The 17,620-nt window shown below is 62.0% G+C and carries 30 protein-coding genes and 1 pseudogene; all 31 read left to right on the top strand.

Annotated elements, in window-relative coordinates; translation table 11 throughout:
* Window positions 1-468 (top strand): EF-Tu/IF-2/RF-3 family GTPase (locus tag C0541_RS10620; protein WP_274519099.1); only part of this gene is annotated, 468 nt, incomplete at its 5' end.
* A 4-nt stretch (window positions 469-472) separates the two neighbouring features.
* A pseudogene (locus tag C0541_RS10615) lies at window positions 473-562 on the top strand (hypothetical protein); the annotation flags it as partial.
* Between the two features lie 468 nt (window positions 563-1,030).
* Complete coding sequence (gene rpsJ, locus C0541_RS10610) at window positions 1,031-1,342, top strand: 30S ribosomal protein S10 (RefSeq protein WP_003486723.1); 312 nt, start codon at window positions 1,031-1,033, stop codon at window positions 1,340-1,342.
* A gap of 11 nt (window positions 1,343-1,353) precedes the next feature.
* Complete coding sequence (rplC, locus tag C0541_RS10605) at window positions 1,354-2,004, top strand: 50S ribosomal protein L3 (RefSeq protein ID WP_006450633.1); 651 nt, start codon at window positions 1,354-1,356, stop codon at window positions 2,002-2,004.
* Between the two features lie 12 nt (window positions 2,005-2,016).
* On the top strand, window positions 2,017-2,622 hold the full coding sequence (gene rplD / locus C0541_RS10600; protein ID WP_016900669.1) for a 50S ribosomal protein L4: 606 nt from the start codon (window positions 2,017-2,019) through the stop codon (window positions 2,620-2,622).
* Entirely contained in the window at window positions 2,619-2,918 is a 300-nt protein-coding gene (gene rplW / locus C0541_RS10595; protein ID WP_002811694.1) for a 50S ribosomal protein L23, read from the top strand. Before rplD ends, rplW begins: the two co-directional genes overlap by 4 nt.
* Window positions 2,919-2,928: 10 nt before the next feature.
* Complete coding sequence (gene rplB / locus C0541_RS10590; RefSeq protein ID WP_003486715.1) at window positions 2,929-3,756, top strand: 50S ribosomal protein L2; 828 nt, start codon at window positions 2,929-2,931, stop codon at window positions 3,754-3,756.
* Window positions 3,757-3,762: 6 nt separating this feature from the next.
* The gene (rpsS, locus tag C0541_RS10585; protein ID WP_005993369.1) at window positions 3,763-4,032 is read left to right on the top strand and encodes a 30S ribosomal protein S19; all 270 of its coding nucleotides are present in this window, start codon (window positions 3,763-3,765) and stop codon (window positions 4,030-4,032) included.
* A gap of 12 nt (window positions 4,033-4,044) precedes the next feature.
* A complete protein-coding gene (gene rplV / locus C0541_RS10580; protein ID WP_002811686.1) occupies window positions 4,045-4,380 on the top strand; it encodes a 50S ribosomal protein L22 in 336 nt (111 codons plus the stop codon).
* 17 nt (window positions 4,381-4,397) lie between these two features.
* Window positions 4,398-5,132, top strand: a complete 735-nt coding sequence (gene rpsC, locus C0541_RS10575) for a 30S ribosomal protein S3 (protein WP_024938565.1) — start codon at window positions 4,398-4,400, stop codon at window positions 5,130-5,132.
* Window positions 5,133-5,137: 5 nt separating this feature from the next.
* On the top strand, window positions 5,138-5,551 hold the full coding sequence (rplP, locus tag C0541_RS10570) for a 50S ribosomal protein L16 (protein ID WP_006450637.1): 414 nt from the start codon (window positions 5,138-5,140) through the stop codon (window positions 5,549-5,551).
* Entirely contained in the window at window positions 5,551-5,736 is a 186-nt protein-coding gene (gene rpmC / locus C0541_RS10565) for a 50S ribosomal protein L29 (protein WP_006450638.1), read from the top strand. Before rplP ends, rpmC begins: the two co-directional genes overlap by 1 nt.
* Window positions 5,737-5,747: 11 nt before the next feature.
* Window positions 5,748-6,017, top strand: coding sequence for a 30S ribosomal protein S17 (rpsQ, locus tag C0541_RS10560; RefSeq protein ID WP_102252624.1), 270 nt, complete (start codon window positions 5,748-5,750; stop codon window positions 6,015-6,017).
* A gap of 14 nt (window positions 6,018-6,031) precedes the next feature.
* Complete coding sequence (gene rplN / locus C0541_RS10555) at window positions 6,032-6,400, top strand: 50S ribosomal protein L14 (protein ID WP_003486699.1); 369 nt, start codon at window positions 6,032-6,034, stop codon at window positions 6,398-6,400.
* A gap of 15 nt (window positions 6,401-6,415) precedes the next feature.
* Window positions 6,416-6,733, top strand: a complete 318-nt coding sequence (rplX, locus tag C0541_RS10550; protein ID WP_003486696.1) for a 50S ribosomal protein L24 — start codon at window positions 6,416-6,418, stop codon at window positions 6,731-6,733.
* An 11-nt stretch (window positions 6,734-6,744) separates the two neighbouring features.
* Window positions 6,745-7,287, top strand: a complete 543-nt coding sequence (gene rplE, locus C0541_RS10545; RefSeq protein ID WP_010371090.1) for a 50S ribosomal protein L5 — start codon at window positions 6,745-6,747, stop codon at window positions 7,285-7,287.
* 18 nt (window positions 7,288-7,305) lie between these two features.
* Entirely contained in the window at window positions 7,306-7,611 is a 306-nt protein-coding gene (rpsN, locus tag C0541_RS10540) for a 30S ribosomal protein S14 (protein ID WP_005917137.1), read from the top strand.
* Between the two features lie 205 nt (window positions 7,612-7,816).
* A complete protein-coding gene (gene rpsH, locus C0541_RS10535; RefSeq protein WP_010371096.1) occupies window positions 7,817-8,215 on the top strand; it encodes a 30S ribosomal protein S8 in 399 nt (132 codons plus the stop codon).
* Between the two features lie 15 nt (window positions 8,216-8,230).
* The gene (rplF, locus tag C0541_RS10530) at window positions 8,231-8,758 is read left to right on the top strand and encodes a 50S ribosomal protein L6 (protein WP_115048121.1); all 528 of its coding nucleotides are present in this window, start codon (window positions 8,231-8,233) and stop codon (window positions 8,756-8,758) included.
* Window positions 8,759-8,849: 91 nt separating this feature from the next.
* Window positions 8,850-9,209 (top strand): 50S ribosomal protein L18, encoded by a 360-nt coding sequence (gene rplR, locus C0541_RS10525; RefSeq protein ID WP_016900655.1) that lies wholly within the window; start codon window positions 8,850-8,852, stop codon window positions 9,207-9,209.
* A gap of 159 nt (window positions 9,210-9,368) precedes the next feature.
* Window positions 9,369-9,911 (top strand): 30S ribosomal protein S5, encoded by a 543-nt coding sequence (gene rpsE / locus C0541_RS10520; RefSeq protein ID WP_003486682.1) that lies wholly within the window; start codon window positions 9,369-9,371, stop codon window positions 9,909-9,911.
* Window positions 9,904-10,095 carry a 50S ribosomal protein L30 gene (rpmD, locus tag C0541_RS10515; protein ID WP_104582267.1) on the top strand — a complete coding sequence of 64 codons (192 nt, stop codon included), beginning with the start codon at window positions 9,904-9,906 and terminating at the stop codon, window positions 10,093-10,095. The genes rpsE and rpmD overlap by 8 nt, the downstream gene beginning before the upstream one ends.
* A gap of 4 nt (window positions 10,096-10,099) precedes the next feature.
* Complete coding sequence (gene rplO / locus C0541_RS10510) at window positions 10,100-10,543, top strand: 50S ribosomal protein L15 (protein WP_016900650.1); 444 nt, start codon at window positions 10,100-10,102, stop codon at window positions 10,541-10,543.
* A gap of 7 nt (window positions 10,544-10,550) precedes the next feature.
* Window positions 10,551-11,918 carry a preprotein translocase subunit SecY gene (gene secY, locus C0541_RS10505; RefSeq protein ID WP_016900648.1) on the top strand — a complete coding sequence of 456 codons (1,368 nt, stop codon included), beginning with the start codon at window positions 10,551-10,553 and terminating at the stop codon, window positions 11,916-11,918.
* A 349-nt stretch (window positions 11,919-12,267) separates the two neighbouring features.
* Window positions 12,268-12,624: a 30S ribosomal protein S13 gene (gene rpsM, locus C0541_RS10500; protein WP_003486672.1), complete on the top strand. Its 357-nt coding sequence runs from the start codon at window positions 12,268-12,270 to the stop codon at window positions 12,622-12,624.
* A 10-nt stretch (window positions 12,625-12,634) separates the two neighbouring features.
* On the top strand, window positions 12,635-13,027 hold the full coding sequence (rpsK, locus tag C0541_RS10495; protein ID WP_003486671.1) for a 30S ribosomal protein S11: 393 nt from the start codon (window positions 12,635-12,637) through the stop codon (window positions 13,025-13,027).
* Between the two features lie 15 nt (window positions 13,028-13,042).
* Window positions 13,043-13,669, top strand: coding sequence for a 30S ribosomal protein S4 (gene rpsD, locus C0541_RS10490; RefSeq protein WP_002811641.1), 627 nt, complete (start codon window positions 13,043-13,045; stop codon window positions 13,667-13,669).
* Window positions 13,670-13,722: 53 nt separating this feature from the next.
* Entirely contained in the window at window positions 13,723-14,721 is a 999-nt protein-coding gene (locus C0541_RS10485) for a DNA-directed RNA polymerase subunit alpha (protein ID WP_002811635.1), read from the top strand.
* 181 nt (window positions 14,722-14,902) lie between these two features.
* Window positions 14,903-15,286, top strand: a complete 384-nt coding sequence (gene rplQ / locus C0541_RS10480; RefSeq protein WP_003486665.1) for a 50S ribosomal protein L17 — start codon at window positions 14,903-14,905, stop codon at window positions 15,284-15,286.
* 329 nt (window positions 15,287-15,615) lie between these two features.
* Complete coding sequence (locus C0541_RS10475) at window positions 15,616-16,134, top strand: disulfide bond formation protein B (RefSeq protein WP_115048119.1); 519 nt, start codon at window positions 15,616-15,618, stop codon at window positions 16,132-16,134.
* A gap of 48 nt (window positions 16,135-16,182) precedes the next feature.
* Window positions 16,183-17,574: a class II 3-deoxy-7-phosphoheptulonate synthase gene (locus tag C0541_RS10470; RefSeq protein WP_115048117.1), complete on the top strand. Its 1,392-nt coding sequence runs from the start codon at window positions 16,183-16,185 to the stop codon at window positions 17,572-17,574.
* Window positions 17,575-17,620: the final 46 nt, after the last annotated feature.

Raw genomic sequence — 17,620 nt, 5'->3', positions numbered from 1 at the left:
GGCGACGAAATCGAAATCGTCGGTATCCGCGACACCCAGAAGACCACCGTCACCGGCGTGGAAATGTTCCGCAAGCTGCTGGACCAGGGTCAGGCAGGCGACAACGCCGGTCTGCTGCTGCGCGGCACCAAGCGTGACGACGTCGAGCGCGGCCAGGTGCTGTGCAAGCCGGGTTCGATCAAGCCGCATACCGAGTTCGAAGCCGAAGTGTACGTGCTGTCCAAGGACGAGGGTGGCCGTCATACCCCGTTCTTCAAGGGCTACCGTCCGCAGTTCTACTTCCGCACCACCGACATCACTGGCGCCTGCCAGCTGCCGGAAGGCGTGGAGATGGTGATGCCGGGCGACAACGTGAAGATGGTCGTGACCCTGATCAACCCGGTCGCGATGGACGAAGGTCTGCGCTTCGCCATCCGTGAAGGCGGTCGTACCGTCGGCGCCGGCGTGGTTGCCAAGATCGTCAAGTAAGTNCCCGGTCGCGATGGACGAAGGTCTGCGCTTCGCCATCCGTGAAGGCGGTCGTACCGTCGGCGCCGGCGTGGTTGCCAAGATCGTCAAGTAAGTCCTGCAATCCGGCGGCTTCGGTCGCTGGATCCGCACGAACAAGGGTCGGCGCAAGCCGGCCCTTTTTTTGTCGCGCGCCGGCCCGGGCAGAGGTGCATCGACCGACGTACTGGCGGAGTGGAATGCTTGCGCAGGCGAGAAGCCATCGCTATAATGCGCGGCTCGGTGTCCCTGGGTAGGGCGCTGAGTTACAGCGAAAAGAACGGCAGGATGCCGCTCGTGTTCGCCAGACCGGGAAGGTCGCGTTGCATGGAGCACTCAACAACTCACGCGTTGTTGACCGTGCTCTTGTTGCGCATTATACTTTTCCGTCTGGGCAGGCCGGTTTACCGGGCTGCCTCAGTTTTTGGGCGGAGGAAATGCCCTCGTCAGCAGGATGCATGGCGATTTCATCTACGTCAGGAATATCGGGGCAGGTATCCCAGAGGCCTTGCCCGTCGCTCTTTTAACGAAGGAAGCTTCCGTCATGTCGGAACAAAAGATCCGGATTCGGTTGAAGGCGTTCGATCATCGTTTGATCGACCGTTCGGCCAGCGAGATCGTCGAAACGGCTAAGCGGACCGGCGCGCAAGTGCGTGGCCCGATCCCGTTGCCGACCAAGATCGAACGTTACACCATCCTCGTATCCCCGCATGCCGACAAGGATGCGCGTGACCAGTACGAAACCCGCACGCACAAGCGTGTGCTCGATATCGTCGACCCGAACGACAAGACCGTGGACGCGCTGATGAAGCTCGAACTCGCGGCTGGCGTCGACGTTCAGATCAAGTTGACCTGAGGACTACGACCATGACGAAGAAATATTCGTTGGGCTTCGTAGGCCGCAAGGCCGGTATGAGCCGCGTCTTCACTGAAGACGGTCGCTCGGTGCCGGTCACGCTGATCGAAGCAACTCCAAACCGCATCGCGCAGATCAAGACCGTCGAAGCCGACGGCTACAGCGCCGTGCAGATTACCGTTGGCGCGCGTCGCGCCGCACTGGTCAACAAGCCGGCCGCCGGTCACTTCGCCAAGGCGAAGGTCGAAGCAGGTCGTGGCTTGTGGGAATTCCGCGTTGAAGATGCGCAGCTCGGCGATTTCGCCGTCGGCGGCGAGATCAAGGCGGACATCTTCGAGGTCGGCCAGAAGGTCGACGTCCAGGGCGTCACCAAGGGTAAGGGTTTCCAGGGCACCATCAAGCGCTACAACTTCCGTATGGGCGATGCAACTCACGGTAACTCGCTGTCGCATCGCGCGCCGGGTTCGTTGGGTCAGCGCCAGACCCCGGGTCGTGTTTTCCCGGGCAAGAAGATGTCGGGCCACATGGGCGCCGTGCAGCAAAGCACGCAGAACCTGGAAGTGGTCAAGGTCGACGTCGAGCGTGGTCTGATTGCTATCCGCGGCGCCGTGCCTGGCGCAGCTGGTGGCGACGTGATCGTCCGTCCGGCGAGCAAGGCATAAGGAGAGATGACGATGGAACTCGTTATCACGGGTAGCAACAACAAGGTCTCGGTCTCCGATGCCGTGTTCGGTCGCGAATTCAGCGAAGATCTGGTTCACCAGGTCGTCGTCGCTTATCGCAATGCCGGTCGCGCTGGTACCAAGGCACAGAAGACGCGTTCGGAAGTTGCGGGCACGACCAAGAAGTCGAAGAAGCAGAAGGGCGGCGGTGCGCGTCATGGCGCGCTGACGGCTCCGATCTTCGTCGGCGGCGGCGTGACCTTCGCGGCCAAGCCGCGCAGCTTCGAACAGAAAGTCAACCGCAAGATGTACCGTGCGGCCATCTGCGCGATCTTCTCTGAGCTCAACCGCCAGGGTCGCCTGATGATCGTCGATGCGTTCGACGTCGAAACCACCAAGACCCAGGGTCTGATCGAGAAGCTGAAGGGACTGGATGTGGGCAAGCGCCCGCTGATCGTCACCGAGGAAGCCTCCGAGCACCTGTATCTGTCCGCCCGCAATCTGCCGTATGTGCAGGTGCGTGATGTGCAGGGTCTGGATCCGGTCGCTCTGGTCGGGGCCGATACGGTCGTGATCACCGCCGATGCGGTCAAGAAGGTCGAGGAGTGGCTGGCATGAGCAGCAACGAAAAAATCTTCAGCGTGCTGCGTGCTCCGCGAGTCTCCGAAAAGACCGCGCGCCTGCAGGAAATCTCCAACCAGTATGTCTTCGAAGTTTCGAACGAAGCCACCAAGGCCGATGTAAAGGCCGCGGTCGAGCAGCTGTTCGACGTCAAGGTCAAGGCAGTCAACGTGGTCAACGTCAAGGGCAAGAGCAAGTCCTTCCGTAACCGTGCTGGCAGCCGTGGCAATTGGCGCAAGGCGTACGTCCGCCTGGTTGATGGTCAGTCCATCGACGTAACGGCCAAGGCCTGAGGTCCATCCCATGCCATTGATGAAGTTCAAACCCACCTCTCCCGGCCGTCGTTCCGCCGTGCGCGTGGTTACTCCCGATCTGCACAAGGGCGCACCGCACGCGGCGCTGCTCGACTCGCAGAGCAAGTCCGGTGGTCGTAACCACCATGGCCGCATCACCGTGCGTCACGTCGGTGGTGGCCACAAGCAGCACTACCGCATCATCGACTTCAAGCGCAACAAGGAAGGCATTCCGGCGCGTGTGGAGCGGATCGAATACGATCCGAACCGTACCGCCCATATCGCCCTGCTGTGCTATGTCGACGGCGAGCGTCGCTACATCATCGCCCCCAAGGGCCTGAAGGCTGGCGACCAGGTCATTGCCGGTGCCAACGCGCCGATCAAGACCGGCAACACGCTGCCGCTGCGCAACATCCCGGTCGGTACGACGGTCCACGGTATCGAGCTGAAGCCGGGTAAGGGCGCTCAGATCGCACGTGCTGCCGGTGCAGCCGTCCAGCTGGTCGCTCGCGAAGGCATCTATGCCACGCTGCGCCTGCGCTCGGGCGAAATGCGCAAGGTGCCGGTCGAGTGCCGCGCCACCATCGGCGAAGTCGGCAACGACGAGCACAACCTCGAGAAGCTGGGCAAGGCTGGCGCCAAGCGCTGGCGCGGTGTTCGTCCGACCGTTCGCGGTGCGGCCATGAACCCGGTCGATCACCCGCACGGTGGTGGTGAGGCCAAGGCTGGCCAGGGTAATCCGCATCCGGTCACCCCGTGGGGTGTGCCGACCAAGGGTTACAAGACGCGCAAGAACAAGCGCACCCAGCAATTCATCGTCCGCGATCGTAGGGGCTAATCGACCATGGCACGTTCACTCAAGAAGGGCCCGTTCGTCGATCACCACCTTGCAAAGAAGGTGGAGTCCGCTGCGGGTAGCAAGAAGCCGATCAAGACCTGGTCGCGCCGTTCGATGATCCTGCCGGAAATGGTAGGCATCACCATCGCCGTGCATAACGGCAAGAACCACATTCCGGTGCTCGTCAACGAGAATATGGTCGGCCACAAGCTCGGCGAATTTGCCGTCACCCGGACCTTCAAGGGTCACGGTGGCGACAAGAAGTCGAGCAGGTAAGGAGAGATGACGATGGAAGCGAAAGCAATCCTGCGCACCGCGCGCATCTCCCCGCAGAAGGCCCGCCTGGTCGCTGACCAGGTGCGTGGTTTGTCCGCCGAGCGTGCGGTCAATCTGCTGAAGTTCTCGGATAAAAAGGCTGCGCACCTGATCAAGAAGGTTGTGGAGTCGGCGATTGCCAATGCCGAGAACAATCAGGGCGCGGATGTCGACGAGCTGAAGGTCAAGACCATCATGGTTGATGAAGGTCCGTCCCTGAAGCGTTTCATGGCGCGGGCGAAAGGCCGCGGTACCCGCATCCTCAAGCGCACCAGTCACATCACTGTGATTGTCGGCGCCGCCAAGTAAGCGGAAAGGAAAAGACCATGGGTCATAAAGTTCATCCGACTGGAATTCGCCTTGGCATCGCCAAGGACTGGAATTCCAAGTGGTACGCAAGCAAGGCCGACTTCGCCGCCTATCTGGCAGCCGACCTGAAAGTGCGTGAAATGCTGCGCAAGAAGCTCGCGCAGGCAGGTATCAGCAAGATCTTGATCGAGCGCCCTGCCAAAACCGCCCGCGTGACGATCCACACCGCCCGTCCGGGCGTGGTGATCGGCAAGCGTGGCGAGGACATTGAAAAGCTGCGTAAGGAAGTGAGCGCGATGATGGGTGTTCCTGCCCACATCAACGTCACCGAAGTGCGCAAGCCGGAGCTGGATGCGCAGCTGGTCGCCGAGTCGATCGCGCAGCAGCTTGAGCGTCGCATCATGTTCCGCCGTGCAATGAAGCGCTCGGTCGGCAACGCGATGCGCCTGGGTGCCCTGGGCATCAAGGTCAATGTGGCTGGCCGCCTCAACGGTGCAGAAATCGCCCGTTCGGAGTGGTACCGCGAAGGCCGCGTGCCGCTGCACACGCTACGTGCCGACATCGATTACGGTTTTGCCGAGGCGTCCACGACGTACGGCATCATCGGTATCAAGGTCTGGATCTATAAGGGCGAGGTCTTCGACTTCTCCCAGGTTGGCCAGGAGAAGCAGGACGACAGCCCGCGCAACGATCGTAACGATCGCGGCGACCGTGGTGACCGTCCTTCGCGCCCGGCTCGTGAAGCGAGGTAACGGCAATGTTGCAACCCAAGCGAACCAAATATCGCAAGATGCACAAGGGCCGTAACGACGGCCTGGCATGGAGCGGAAACGCCGTCAGCTTCGGCGAGTACGGCCTCAAGGCAACCGCGCACGGTCAGCTGACCGCGCGCCAGATTGAAGCAGCACGTCGTACGATCAGCCGCCACGTCAAGAAGGGCGGCAAGATGTGGATTCGTGTGTTCCCCGACAAGCCGATCACCAAGAAGCCGATCGAAGTCCGCATGGGCTCCGGTAAGGGCAACGTGGAGTACTGGGTCGCGCAGATTCAGCCGGGCCGCATGATCTATGAAATCGAGGGGATCCCCGAAGATGTCGCACGTGAGGCGTTCCGCCTTGCCGCCGCGAAATTGTCGGTGACCACCACTTTCGTGACCCGGACGGTGCGCTGATGGATATCAAACAACTCCGCGAGAAGTCGGCTGACGAACTGAAGGCCCACCTGACCGATCTGCGTAAGGAGCAGTTCTCGCTCCGTATGCAGCAGGTCACCGGCCAGCTGCCGAAGACCCACGATACCCGCCGGGTGCGCCGCGAGATTGCTCGCGTCAAGTACCTGCTCGGCAGCACCAAGTAAGGACGGCCGCGATGAGCGACAACAACGAAAAGCAAACGCTGCGCACGGTCGAAGGCCGTGTCGTCAGCAACAAGATGGACAAGACGGTCACCGTGTTGGTGGAGCGCCAGGTCAAGCACCCGTTGTACGGTAAGTACATCAAGCGCTCGTCCAAGCTCCACGCACACGACGCCGACAATGCCTGCAACGAAGGCGACGTCGTGCGTGTGACCGAGATTGCTCCGATGTCCAAGACCAAGAACTGGCGGGTGGTCGAAATCGTCACCCGTTCGGCCGAATAAGGGAGATCTGAATCATGATCCAGATGCAGAGCTACCTCGATGTCGCCGACAATTCGGGTGCCAAGGAAGTGATGTGCATCAAGGTGCTGGGCGGCTCCAAGCGCCGTTACGCACACATTGGCGACATCATCAAGGTGACCGTCAAGGACGCCATTCCGCGTGGCAAGGTCAAGAAGGGCGAAGTCTACGACGCCGTCGTGGTGCGTACCCGCAAGGGTGTGCGCCGTCCCGACGGTTCGCTGATCCGCTTCGATGGCAACGCCGCTGTGCTGTTGAACAATAAGCAGGAGCCGATCGGGACCCGCATCTTCGGGCCGGTGACGCGCGAGCTGCGTTCCGAGAAGTTCATGAAGATCGTCTCGCTCGCTCCCGAAGTGCTGTGAGCGGAGGACATATACATGGCTAACCGTATCAAGAAGGGCGACCAGGTCGTCATCAACACCGGCAAGGACAAGGGTAAGCAGGGTGAAGTTGTGCGTGTGGACGGCGATCGCGTGATCGTCTCCAATGCCAACGTCATCAAGCGCCACACCAAGCCGAACCCGCAGGCGGGTGTCGCCGGCGGCGTGGTCGAGCGTGAAGCGTCGATCCATATCTCCAACGTCAATATCGTCAACCCGGCAACGGGCAAGGGCGAACGCGTTGGCTTCAAGGTGCTGGAGGATGGACGCAAATTGCGTGTGTTCCGCTCCAGCGGTGAGGCGCTCGACGCCTGAGGAATGAGATCATGAATACGCGTCTCGAAAAGTTTTACAAGGAAAACGTGGTGCCGGCCCTGATGAAGGAATTCGGCTACACCAATCCGATGGAAGTGCCGAAGCTGGTCAAGGTCACGCTCAACATGGGCGTGGGCGAGGCTGCTACCAACAAGAAGATTCTGGAAAATGCGGTCGCCGACATGTCCAAGATCTCCGGCCAGAAGCCGGTGGTCACCAAGTCGCGCGTCTCGGTCGCATCGTTCAAGATTCGCGACGGTTGGCCGATCGGCTGCAAGACCACCTTGCGTCGCGCCAAGATGTACGAGTTTCTGGATCGTCTGATCAACATCTCGTTGCCGCGCGTGCGCGACTTCCGTGGTGTTTCGGGTCGCTCCTTTGACGGTCGTGGCAACTTCAACATGGGTGTGAAGGAACAGATCATCTTCCCGGAAATCGACTTCGACGCCGTCGACGCGATTCGCGGTATGGATATCGCCATCACCACCACCGCCAAGACGGATGCGGAAGCGAAGGCGCTGCTGGCAGCGTTCAAGTTCCCGTTCCGTAACTGACCGTCGAGGACATCCGAAATGGCAAAGACCTCCATGATCCACCGCGACATCAAGCGTGCAAAGCTGGCGAAGAAATTCGCCGGCAAGCGTGATGCGCTGAAGAAGATCCTCTCCAGCCAGGATGCGTCCTACGAAGAGAAGATCGATGCGTCGACCAAGTTGCAGAAGCTGCCGCGCGATTCGTCGCCGAGCCGCCACCGCAACCGTTGCGAGCTGTCCGGCCGTCCGCGCGGTGTCTACCGCAAGTTCGGTCTGGGTCGCAACATGCTGCGCAAGGCCACGATGAACGGCGACGTTCCGGGTCTGCGCAAGGCAAGCTGGTAACAGCAGTGCCGGCCGCTCGCGGCCGGCTTGAACAGGATCGTTCTGTTCAACAGGGGAGTCCGACGCAAGTCGGGCTCTTTTGTCGTATACTTCCGCTTCTGTCTTGCCCGCATGGGTTCGGCATGGCGTAAAGGGTCCTGGCCCATCCCCAGGAAAACACAAGATTTTCGCGAAAGCGGATATCGGTGCACTCAAAGGTACTCATATGAGCATGACTGATCCCATCGCCGACCTGCTGGTACGCATCAAGAATGCGGCCGCGGTCGGTAAGCAGACGGTGAAATTGCCGTCGTCCAAGATCAAGGTCGCGATCGCCCAGGTCCTGAAGGACGAGGGTTACATCACCGACCTGCGCGTGACAGCGACCGAAAACAACAAGTCGGAGCTGGAAATCGTGCTGAAGTATTTCGAAGGCCGTCCGGTCATCGAGACCCTGAAGCGTTTTTCGCGCTCGGGTCTGCGCCAGTACCGCGGCAAGACCGAGCTGCCCAAGGTCCTGGGTGGCCTGGGTATCGCCATCATCTCCACGTCGAAGGGCATCATGACCGATGCGCAGGCTCGCGAAGCCGGCGTTGGTGGTGAAGTCCTGTGCTTCGTGGCCTAAGGGAAGGAATCGATCATGTCCCGTGTAGCCAAGAAGCCTGTTTCCCTTCCGAAGGGTGTTGAGCTCAACGTCCAGCCCGAGCAGGTCAGTGTCAAGGGCCCGAAGGGCACCCTGACCCTGCCGAAGCCGGTTGGCGTTGAAATCGCCATCGACGGCGGCGTTGCCACGCTGTCGGCAAACGATCCGTCGCAGATCGCCATCACCGGCACCGTGCGCGCCATCCTGGCCAATATGGTCAAGGGTGTGTCCGAAGGCTTCGAGCGCAAGCTCGAGCTGGTCGGCGTCGGTTACCGCGCCGCCATGCAGGGCAAGGATCTGAACCTGTCGCTCGGCTTCTCGCACCCGCTGGTGTTCGTGGCGCCGGAAGGCATCACGCTGTCGACCCCGACCCAGACCGAGATCGTGGTCCAGGGTGCCGACAAGCAGCGCGTCGGCGAAGTCGCCGCCAAGATTCGCGGCTTCCGTCCGCCGGAGCCCTACAAGGGCAAGGGTGTGAAGTACGCCGGTGAAGTCATCATTCGCAAGGAAGCCAAGAAGGCGTAAGGCAGGTCCCTCTGCGAGAAGCCCGGCCATCCATGGCCGGACTTCCTGCTGCAAAAGCCTGTTTTCCTTCAGCTTCCGTAGGATAAATATCATGAGCATCAACAAGAACATCGCCCGTCTGCGTCGCGCCAAGTCCACCCGTTCGCACATCCGTGAACTGGGCGTCGCTCGCCTGTCGGTGCTGCGCACCGGCCAGCATCTGTACGCGCAGGTCTTCACTGCCGACGGTTCCAAGGTGATCGCCGCGGCGAACACCCTGCAGGCCGACGTGAAGGAAGGCCTGAAGAACGGCAAGAACAGCGATGCGGCCGTCAAGGTCGGCAAGCTGATTGCCGAGCGCGCCAAGGCTGCCGGTATCGAGAAGGTCGCATTCGACCGCTCGGGCTACCGCTACCATGGCCGTATCAAGGCGCTGGCCGACGCAGCTCGCGAAGGCGGCCTGCAGTTCTAAGCACTGCTGCGGATGTGGCCATCGGCCACATCCGCGTTACCGCCGGCAGGGGAGATGCCGGACCGTCCCGTTCTTTTGCAGCGGCCACGGGAACACCGTTTCACTCCACAACCATAAGCGGCTTCGAGCCGTACATACTCAATCAATCAAGGAATCAAGATGGCAGAAGAACGTGCACCGCGGGGTCGTGATCGCGACCGTAACCGCGAAGAGAAAGTCGACGATGGCATGATCGAAAAGCTGGTCGCGGTCAATCGCGTCAGCAAGACCGTCAAGGGTGGCCGCCAGTTCACCTTCACCGCGCTGACCGTGGTCGGCGATGGTCTGGGCAAGGTCGGTTTTGGCTATGGCAAGGCGCGCGAAGTGCCGGTCGCCATCCAGAAGTCGATGGAACAGGCGCGCAAGAACCTGGCCACCGTGGATCTGAACAACGGCACCTTGTGGCACGCGGTCAAGTCCGGCCATGGCGCTGCGCGCGTCTACATGCAGCCTGCGTCGGAAGGTACCGGCGTCATCGCCGGCGGTGCCATGCGCGCTGTGCTGGAAGCGGTCGGCGTCAAGAACGTGCTGGCCAAGGCAGTTGGTTCGCGTAACCCGATCAACCTGGTCCGTGCAACCCTGAAGGGCCTGTCGGAAGTGCAGTCGCCGGCGCGTGTTGCGGCCAAGCGCGGCAAGAAGGTGGAGGAGCTCAACCATGGCTAAGGACACCAACAAGACCGTGACGGTGCGCCTGGTGCGTGGCCTGCGTGGAACCCAGTCGCGTCACCGCCTGTCGGTGCGTGCGTTGGGCCTGAATAAGCTCAACGATGTGCGTGAACTCAAGGACAGCCCGCAGGTTCGCGGTCTGATCAATACCGTTCATTACCTCGTCAAGGTTGAGGACTAATCCCATGACTTTGCATCTCAATGACCTCAAGCCCGCCGACGGCGCCCGCACCGAGCGCACCCGCGTCGGCCGCGGCATCGGCTCGGGCCTTGGCAAGACCTGCGGCCGCGGCCACAAGGGTTCGTTCGCGCGCAAGGGCGGCGGCAAGATCAAGGCCGGCTTCGAAGGCGGCCAGACCCCGATGCAGCGCCGTCTGCCGAAGATCGGCTTCCGTTCCAAGATGGCGCGTGACAGTGCCGAAGTGTTGTCCTACCAGCTGGACAAGCTGGAAGCCGGTGAGATCGACTTTGCAGCGCTGCGTGCGGCCAATCTGGTCCCGAGCCGCGCCAAGAAGGCGAAGATCGTGCTGAAGGGTGAGCTGAGCAAGAAGTTCGTGCTGAAGGGCGTGGCTGCAAGTGCAGGCGCCAAGGCAGCAATCGAAGCTGCCGGCGGCAGCGTAGAGGAGTAATCGGCAGATGGCGCAGGCTGGCATTGGTAACCTCGGTGGCGGGCTCGGCAAGTTCACGGAACTTCGCCAGCGGCTGCTGTTCGTCCTCGGGGCATTGATCGTCTATCGCATCGGCTGCTATGTGCCGGTGCCTGGCGTGAATCCCGATGCCATGCTTTCGTTGATGCAGGCGCAGGGCGGCGGCATCGTGGACATGTTCAACATGTTCTCGGGCGGCGCCCTGCACCGTTTCAGCATCTTCGCGTTGAACGTGATGCCGTACATCTCGGCATCGATCGTGATCCAGTTGGCCACGCACATCTTTCCCGCCCTCAAGGCGATGCAGAAGGAAGGCGAATCCGGCCGACGCAAGATCACCCAGTATTCGCGCATCGGTGCGGTGCTTCTGGCGGTGGTGCAGGGCGGCAGTATCGCGCTGGCACTGCAGAACCAGACCGCGCCCGGTGGCGCTCCGGTGGTGTATGCGCCAGGCATGGGCTTTGTGCTCACCGCAGTGATCGCGCTGACCGCTGGCACCATCTTCCTGATGTGGGTGGGCGAGCAGGTTACCGAGCGCGGCATCGGCAACGGCGTGTCGCTGATCATCTTCGCCGGCATTGTGGCAGGTCTTCCGTCGGCGGCCATCCAGACCGTCGAAGCCTTCCGCGAAGGCAATCTGAGCTTCATTTCGCTGCTGCTGATCGTCATCACCATCCTGGCGTTCACGCTGTTCGTGGTGTTCGTCGAACGCGGGCAGCGACGCATCACGGTCAACTACGCGCGCCGCCAGGGCGGCCGCAATGCGTACATGAACCAGACCTCGTTCCTGCCGCTGAAGCTCAACATGGCGGGCGTGATTCCGCCGATCTTCGCCTCCAGCATCCTCGCTTTCCCGGCGACGCTGTCGATGTGGTCCGGTCAGGCGGCGTCCGGCAGCGGCGTGGGTTCCTGGCTGCAGAAGATCGCCAATGCGCTCGGGCCGGGCGAGCCGGTGCACATGCTGGTGTTTGCGGCACTGATCATCGGCTTTGCGTTCTTCTACACCGCGCTGGTGTTCAACTCGCAGGAAACCGCCGACAACCTCAAGAAGTCGGGTGCGCTGATTCCGGGCATCCGTCCGGGCAAGGCGACGGCGGATTACGTGGACGGCGTGCTGACACGTCTGACCGCAGCCGGTTCGTTGTACCTGGTGATCGTCTGCCTGCTGCCGGAAATCATGCGCACGCAGCTAGGCACCTCGTTCCACTTCGGTGGTACGTCGCTGTTGATCGCCGTGGTGGTGGTGATGGACTTCATTGCGCAGATCCAGGCGCATCTGATGTCGCATCAGTACGAGAGCCTGCTGAAGAAGGCCAACCTCAAGGGTGGCTCGCGCGGCGGTCTGGCGCGCAGTTAAGTCCCGCGGGCAGTTAGGTGGTACACTAGATCTTCATTGCGTGAAGACGGCCTGGTTCCCGGGCCACGATCTTCCGATCAGAAGGGCGGCTCGCGCGACGTCTCGCGCGCGGGTGTGACGAGGTGGTCCTGTGCGGGAGTAGTACAGGCGATTCGGAGAAGTTTTCTGGATCAACATCGTCCGGCGCCGGAGCGAGGGCACACTCCCCACGCCGGGTCCATGGAACTTTTGGTTCCACGGGCTTCAAAGCAATCCGAGGCCTTGCTACAATTCCGAGTTCACTTTTGATCCATCCTGCCGGATGGCGCCTGGGCGCTGTCGGGCCATCACTCAGTTGGAGAATCGCGTCATGGCGCGTATTGCAGGCGTCAACCTGCCAGCCCAGAAGCACGTCTGGGTCGGGTTGCAAAGCATCTACGGCATCGGCCGTACCCGTTCGAAGAAGCTCTGCGAATCCGCAGGCGTTACCTCGACCACGAAGATTCGTGATCTGTCCGAACCCGAAATCGAGCGCCTGCGCGCCGAGGTCGGCAAGTATGTCGTCGAAGGCGACCTGCGCCGCGAAATCGGTATCGCGATCAAGCGACTGATGGACCTGGGCTGCTATCGCGGTCTGCGTCATCGCCGTGGTCTCCCGCTGCGTGGTCAGCGCACCCGTACCAACGCCCGCACCCGCAAGGGTCCGCGCAAGGCGATCAGGAAGTAAGGGATAGATCATGGCAAAGCCAGCAGAAAAGAAAACGAAGAAGAAGATCAAGCGCGTCATCACTGACGGCGTCGCCCACGTCCACGCTTCGTTCAACAACACCATCGTCACCATCACCGATCGCCAGGGCAATGCACTGTCGTGGGCCACGTCCGGCGGCGCCGGTTTCCGTGGTTCGCGCAAGTCGACCCCGTTCGCTGCCCAGGTTGCCGCCGAAAAGGCTGGCCGCGCTGCGCTCGACTACGGCGTGAAGTCGCTGGAAGTACGTATCAAGGGTCCGGGTCCGGGCCGTGAGTCGGCCGTGCGTTCGTTGAACAACGTGGGCTACAAGATCACCAACATCATCGACGTGACGCCAATCCCGCACAACGGGTGCCGTCCGCCGAAGAAGCGTCGCGTCTAAAGGGAGCGATAAGAAATGGCTCGTTATATCGGTCCTACCTGTAAGCTCGCCCGCCGCGAAGGCGCCGATCTTTCCCTCAAGAGCCCGGCGCGTGCGCTGGACTCCAAGTGCAAGCTTGAGCAGAAGCCTGGCCAACACGGCGCGGCTCGCAAAGGCAAGCTCTCCGACTACGCTACCCAGCTGCGTGAAAAGCAGAAGGTCAAGCGCATCTACGGTTTGCTGGAGCGTCAGTTCCGCAACTACTACAAGAAGGCCTCGACCAAGAAGGGCAACACCGGCGAGAACCTGCTGCAGTTGCTGGAAACCCGTCTGGACAACGTCTGCTACCGCATGGGCTTTGCCGTCACCCGTCCGGCCGCGCGCCAGCTGGTGTCGCACCGTGGCGTGCTGGTCAATGGCAAGTCGGTGAACCTGGCCTCGTACCAGATCAAGGCTGGCGATGCGATCACGCTGTCGGAAAAGGCACAGAAGCAGCTCCGCGTGCAGGAAGCCCTGACCGTGGCTGAGCAGCACGACATGACGCCGTCGTGGGTCGAAGTCGATTCGAAGAAGTTCAGCGGCGTGTTCAAGGCCGTTCCGGATCGCGCTGACCTGCCTTCGGATATCAACGAAGCGCTGATCGTCGAGTTGTATTCGAAGTAATTCACATTGGAGAGCCTCCGGCACCGCCGGAGGTTCGCAGGAGACCCCGCAACATGACGGTTACCGCCAACCAGGTTCTGCGCCCCCGTGGTCCGCAGATCGAACGTCTTACCGACAATCGCGCAAAGGTCGTGATCGAGCCCTTGGAGCGCGGTTACGGGCACACGCTGGGCAATGCCCTGCGTCGTGTGCTGTTGTCGTCGATCCCGGGTTTTGCGATCACCGAGGTCGAGATCGACGGCGTGCTGCACGAGTACACCACGGTCGAAGGGCTGCAGGAAGACGTGCTTGACGTCCTGCTCAACCTGAAAGACGTGGCGATTCGTATGCATAGTGGCGACAGCGCGACGCTGTCGTTGTCCAAGCAGGGTCCGGGCACGGTCACTGCGGCCGACATCAGGACCGATCACAACGTCGAGATCATCAACGGCGACCACGTGATCTGCCACCTGACCAAGGACACGGCGCTGAACATGCGCCTGAAGATCGAGCGTGGTTTCGGCTATCAGCCGGCGGCCGCGCGTCGTCGTCCGGACGAAGAGACCCGCACCATCGGTCGTCTGATGCTGGATGCGTCGTTCTCGCCGGTGCGTCGCGTTGCCTATGCCGTGGAAGCTGCGCGCGTTGAACAGCGCACCGACCTCGACAAGCTGGTGATCGATATCGAAACCAACGGCACCATCGATGCCGAGGAAGCCGTGCGCACCGCCGCCGACATCCTCAGCGATCAGCTGTCGGTGTTCGGCGATTTCACCCACCGCGATCGCGGTGCGGCCAAGCCGGCTGCCAGTGGCGTGGATCCGGTGCTGCTGCGCCCGATCGACGACCTCGAGCTGACCGTGCGTTCGGCCAACTGCCTGAAGGCCGAGAGCATCTACTACATCGGCGATCTGATCCAGAAGACCGAAGTGGAACTGCTCAAGACCCCGAATCTGGGCAAGAAGTCGCTGACCGAAATCAAGGAAGTGCTGGCACAGCGCGGCCTTGCACTGGGCATGAAGCTGGAGAACTGGCCGCCGGCCGGTGTCGCCCAGCACGGCATGCTTGGTTAATGCTGCAAGGCATGGGCGTCTTCGGGCGCCCATGTTTGTTTTTCCTCATCGACGGGCCAAAGCCCGCGCTGACACCCGGTCGAGGGACGGCCGGTTCGGACCAACCGCAGTCCATTCAACAGCGCCAGGATGGCGACAACGTTTCTCAAGCAGTCTCAACATTCCTTAGGAAATCACACTCATGCGTCACCAGAAATCTGGCCGTAAGTTCAACCGCACCAGCGCGCACCGCGAAGCCATGTTCCGCAATATGGCCGCCTCGCTGTTCAAGCACGAGCTGATCAAGACCACCTTGCCGAAGGCCAAGGAACTGCGTCGCGTCGCCGAGCCGCTGATCACCATCGGCAAGGTCGATGGCGTTGCCAATCGTCGTCTGGCGTTTGCCCGCCTGCGCGACAAGGAAGCAGTGGGCAAGCTGTTCGTCGAACTGGGCCCGCGCTACGCGACCCGTCCCGGCGGCTACCTGCGCATCCTGAAGGCCGGCTTCCGTGCCGGTGACAATGCGCCGATGGCGTATGTCGAGCTGGTCGACCGTCCGGTCGTCGCCGAGGAAGTGGCCGAGTAATCGGTTCGCCCTTCGCAGAGATTCCTGAAAAGCCCGGCTAGCGCCGGGCTTTTTCATTGCAGGCCCTGAACCGGGTCGGCTGGCCCTGGTGTCGGTGGTGCAGCCGCACTGCGGTGCACGGCAACGGGCTGGTCCCGAGCATGGCCAAGCAAGCCGGCGCAGCGGTGGGTGCGGCCTGGCTGCATCGCTGGCGTACGAGGTGGCGCGTGACCGTCGATAGGCATGGCTGGACGCGACTTCGTGCCGCGATCTGTCCGATGCAGCGATCCGTGGTCACCGCGGCAGCGATGGCTGATAATCGGGCATTCGATCCTAGGCACGCGGTAGCGATGAATCCATTTCGTTGGGGTTTCCGGGCGCAGTTCTTGCTGGGCTTTGTTGCCTGCGCAGGTCTGCTTGGCTATGCGATCTATGTGCAGCTGCATCTTGGGCTGGAACCATGCCCGCTCTGCATCTTCCAGCGGATCGCCTTTGCGGCGCTGGCGGTGTTGTTCCTGCTGGGTGCGTTGCATGGGCCGCGCGCCGCGGGCACGCGCAAGGTCTATGGCGTGCTGGGTTTCATCGCTGCCGGCGTGGGCATGGGCATCGCGGCGCGGCATGTCTGGGTGCAGATCCGGCCCAAGGACATGATGTCGTCGTGCGGGCCGCCGTTGAGCTTCCTGAGCGAGACGATGGGGCCATTCGAGGTGCTCCGCACGGTACTGACCGGCACCGGCGACTGCGGCAATATCGATTGGCGCTTCCTGGGCCTGAGCATGCCGATGTGGAGCATGCTGTGGTTCACGGGCCTGGCGTTGTGGGCGCTGTATGCCGGCTTCAGGCAACGTGGTCCGCGCAAGTTGTTCTGATCGTTCCGTTCCGGCGGTTGCCGGCGCCCGAGATTTCTGGAGTTCACGATGTCCGCTTCCCCTCAGTCGTCCGTCAACCAGGCAGACCCGTGGTCGCCGCAGAGCTGGCGGCAGCGTCCGGCACTGCAGATGCCGGTCTACCCGGATGCCGTTGCGTTGGAACACACGCTGGGCGAGTTGCGGCAGTTGCCGCCGCTGGTGACCTCCTGGGAAATCTTCGCGCTCAAGCGCCAGCTGGCCGAGGCCCAGGAGGGCAAGCGCTTCCTGCTGCAGGGCGGGGATTGCGCCGAAAATTTCAGCGATTGCGAATCGGGCACGATCTCCAATCGCCTGAAGGTGCTGCTGCAAATGAGCCTGGTGCTGGTGCACGGCCTGCACCTGCCGGTGGTGCGGGTCGGGCGCTTTGCCGGGCAGTACGCCAAGCCGCGTTCGGCCGATACCGAAACCCGTGACGGGGTGACCCTGCCGAGCTACCGCGGCGATGTGATCAACGCGCCGGCCTTCACCGAGGCGGCGCGCGTGCCGGATCCGCAGCGCATGATCACCGCGCATTCGCGCTCGGCGATGACGATGAACTTCGTGCGCGCCCTGATCGACGGCGGCTTTGCCGACCTGCACCATCCCGAATACTGGAATCTGGATTGGGTGGGGTATTCGCCGCTGGCAGCGGACTACCAGAAGATGGTGGCGTCGATCGGCGATGCGGTCCGCTTCATGGAGACCCTGTCCGGCGCGGAGGTCTACAACCTCAATCGCATCGATTTCTATACCTCGCACGAGGCGCTGTTGCTGCCGTACGAGGAAGGCCTGACCCGCCAGGTGCCGCGCCAGTGGGGCTGGTTCAACCTGAGCACGCATTACCCGTGGATCGGCATGCGCACCGCCGCGCTGGATGGCGCGCACGTGGAGTATCTGCGGGGCGTGCGCAATCCGATCGCGATCAAGGTGGGGCCGTCGGTGCAGCCGGATCAGCTGCTGCGTCTGATCGATGTGCTCAATCCGGAAGACGAGCCCGGCCGCCTGAGCTTCATCCATCGCATGGGGGCGGCGCAGATCGCCGAGAATTTGCCGCCGCTGCTGGAGGCGGTCAGGCGCGACGGGCGTCGGGTGTTGTGGGTGTGCGATGCGATGCACGGCAACACCGAAAGCACCGGAAACGGCTACAAGACACGGCGTTTCGACAATATCCGCAGCGAGGTCGAGTTGTCGTTTGATCTGCACGCGGCCGCCGGGACGCGGCTGGGCGGGGTACATCTGGAACTCACCGGCGAAGACGTCACCGAATGTACCGGTGGCGCGCGCGAGTTGACCGAGCGCGATCTGGAACGCGCCTACCGTTCCAGCGTGGATCCGCGCCTGAACTACGAGCAGTCGCTGGAGATCGCAATGGCGATCGTGCGCAAGCAGCAGCAGGTGGCGGCGCAGCCGCTGGGCACATGATGTCGCCGTGCGCATGACGTGACGCTCATGCCGCGTGCGGCATGAT

It is taken from the genome of Xanthomonas arboricola, assembly GCF_003353015.1.
GTDB lineage: Bacteria > Pseudomonadota > Gammaproteobacteria > Xanthomonadales > Xanthomonadaceae > Xanthomonas > Xanthomonas arboricola_E.
Note: the sequence above shows the minus strand (reverse complement) of the source record. Positions and strands in the feature narration are given on the sequence as shown.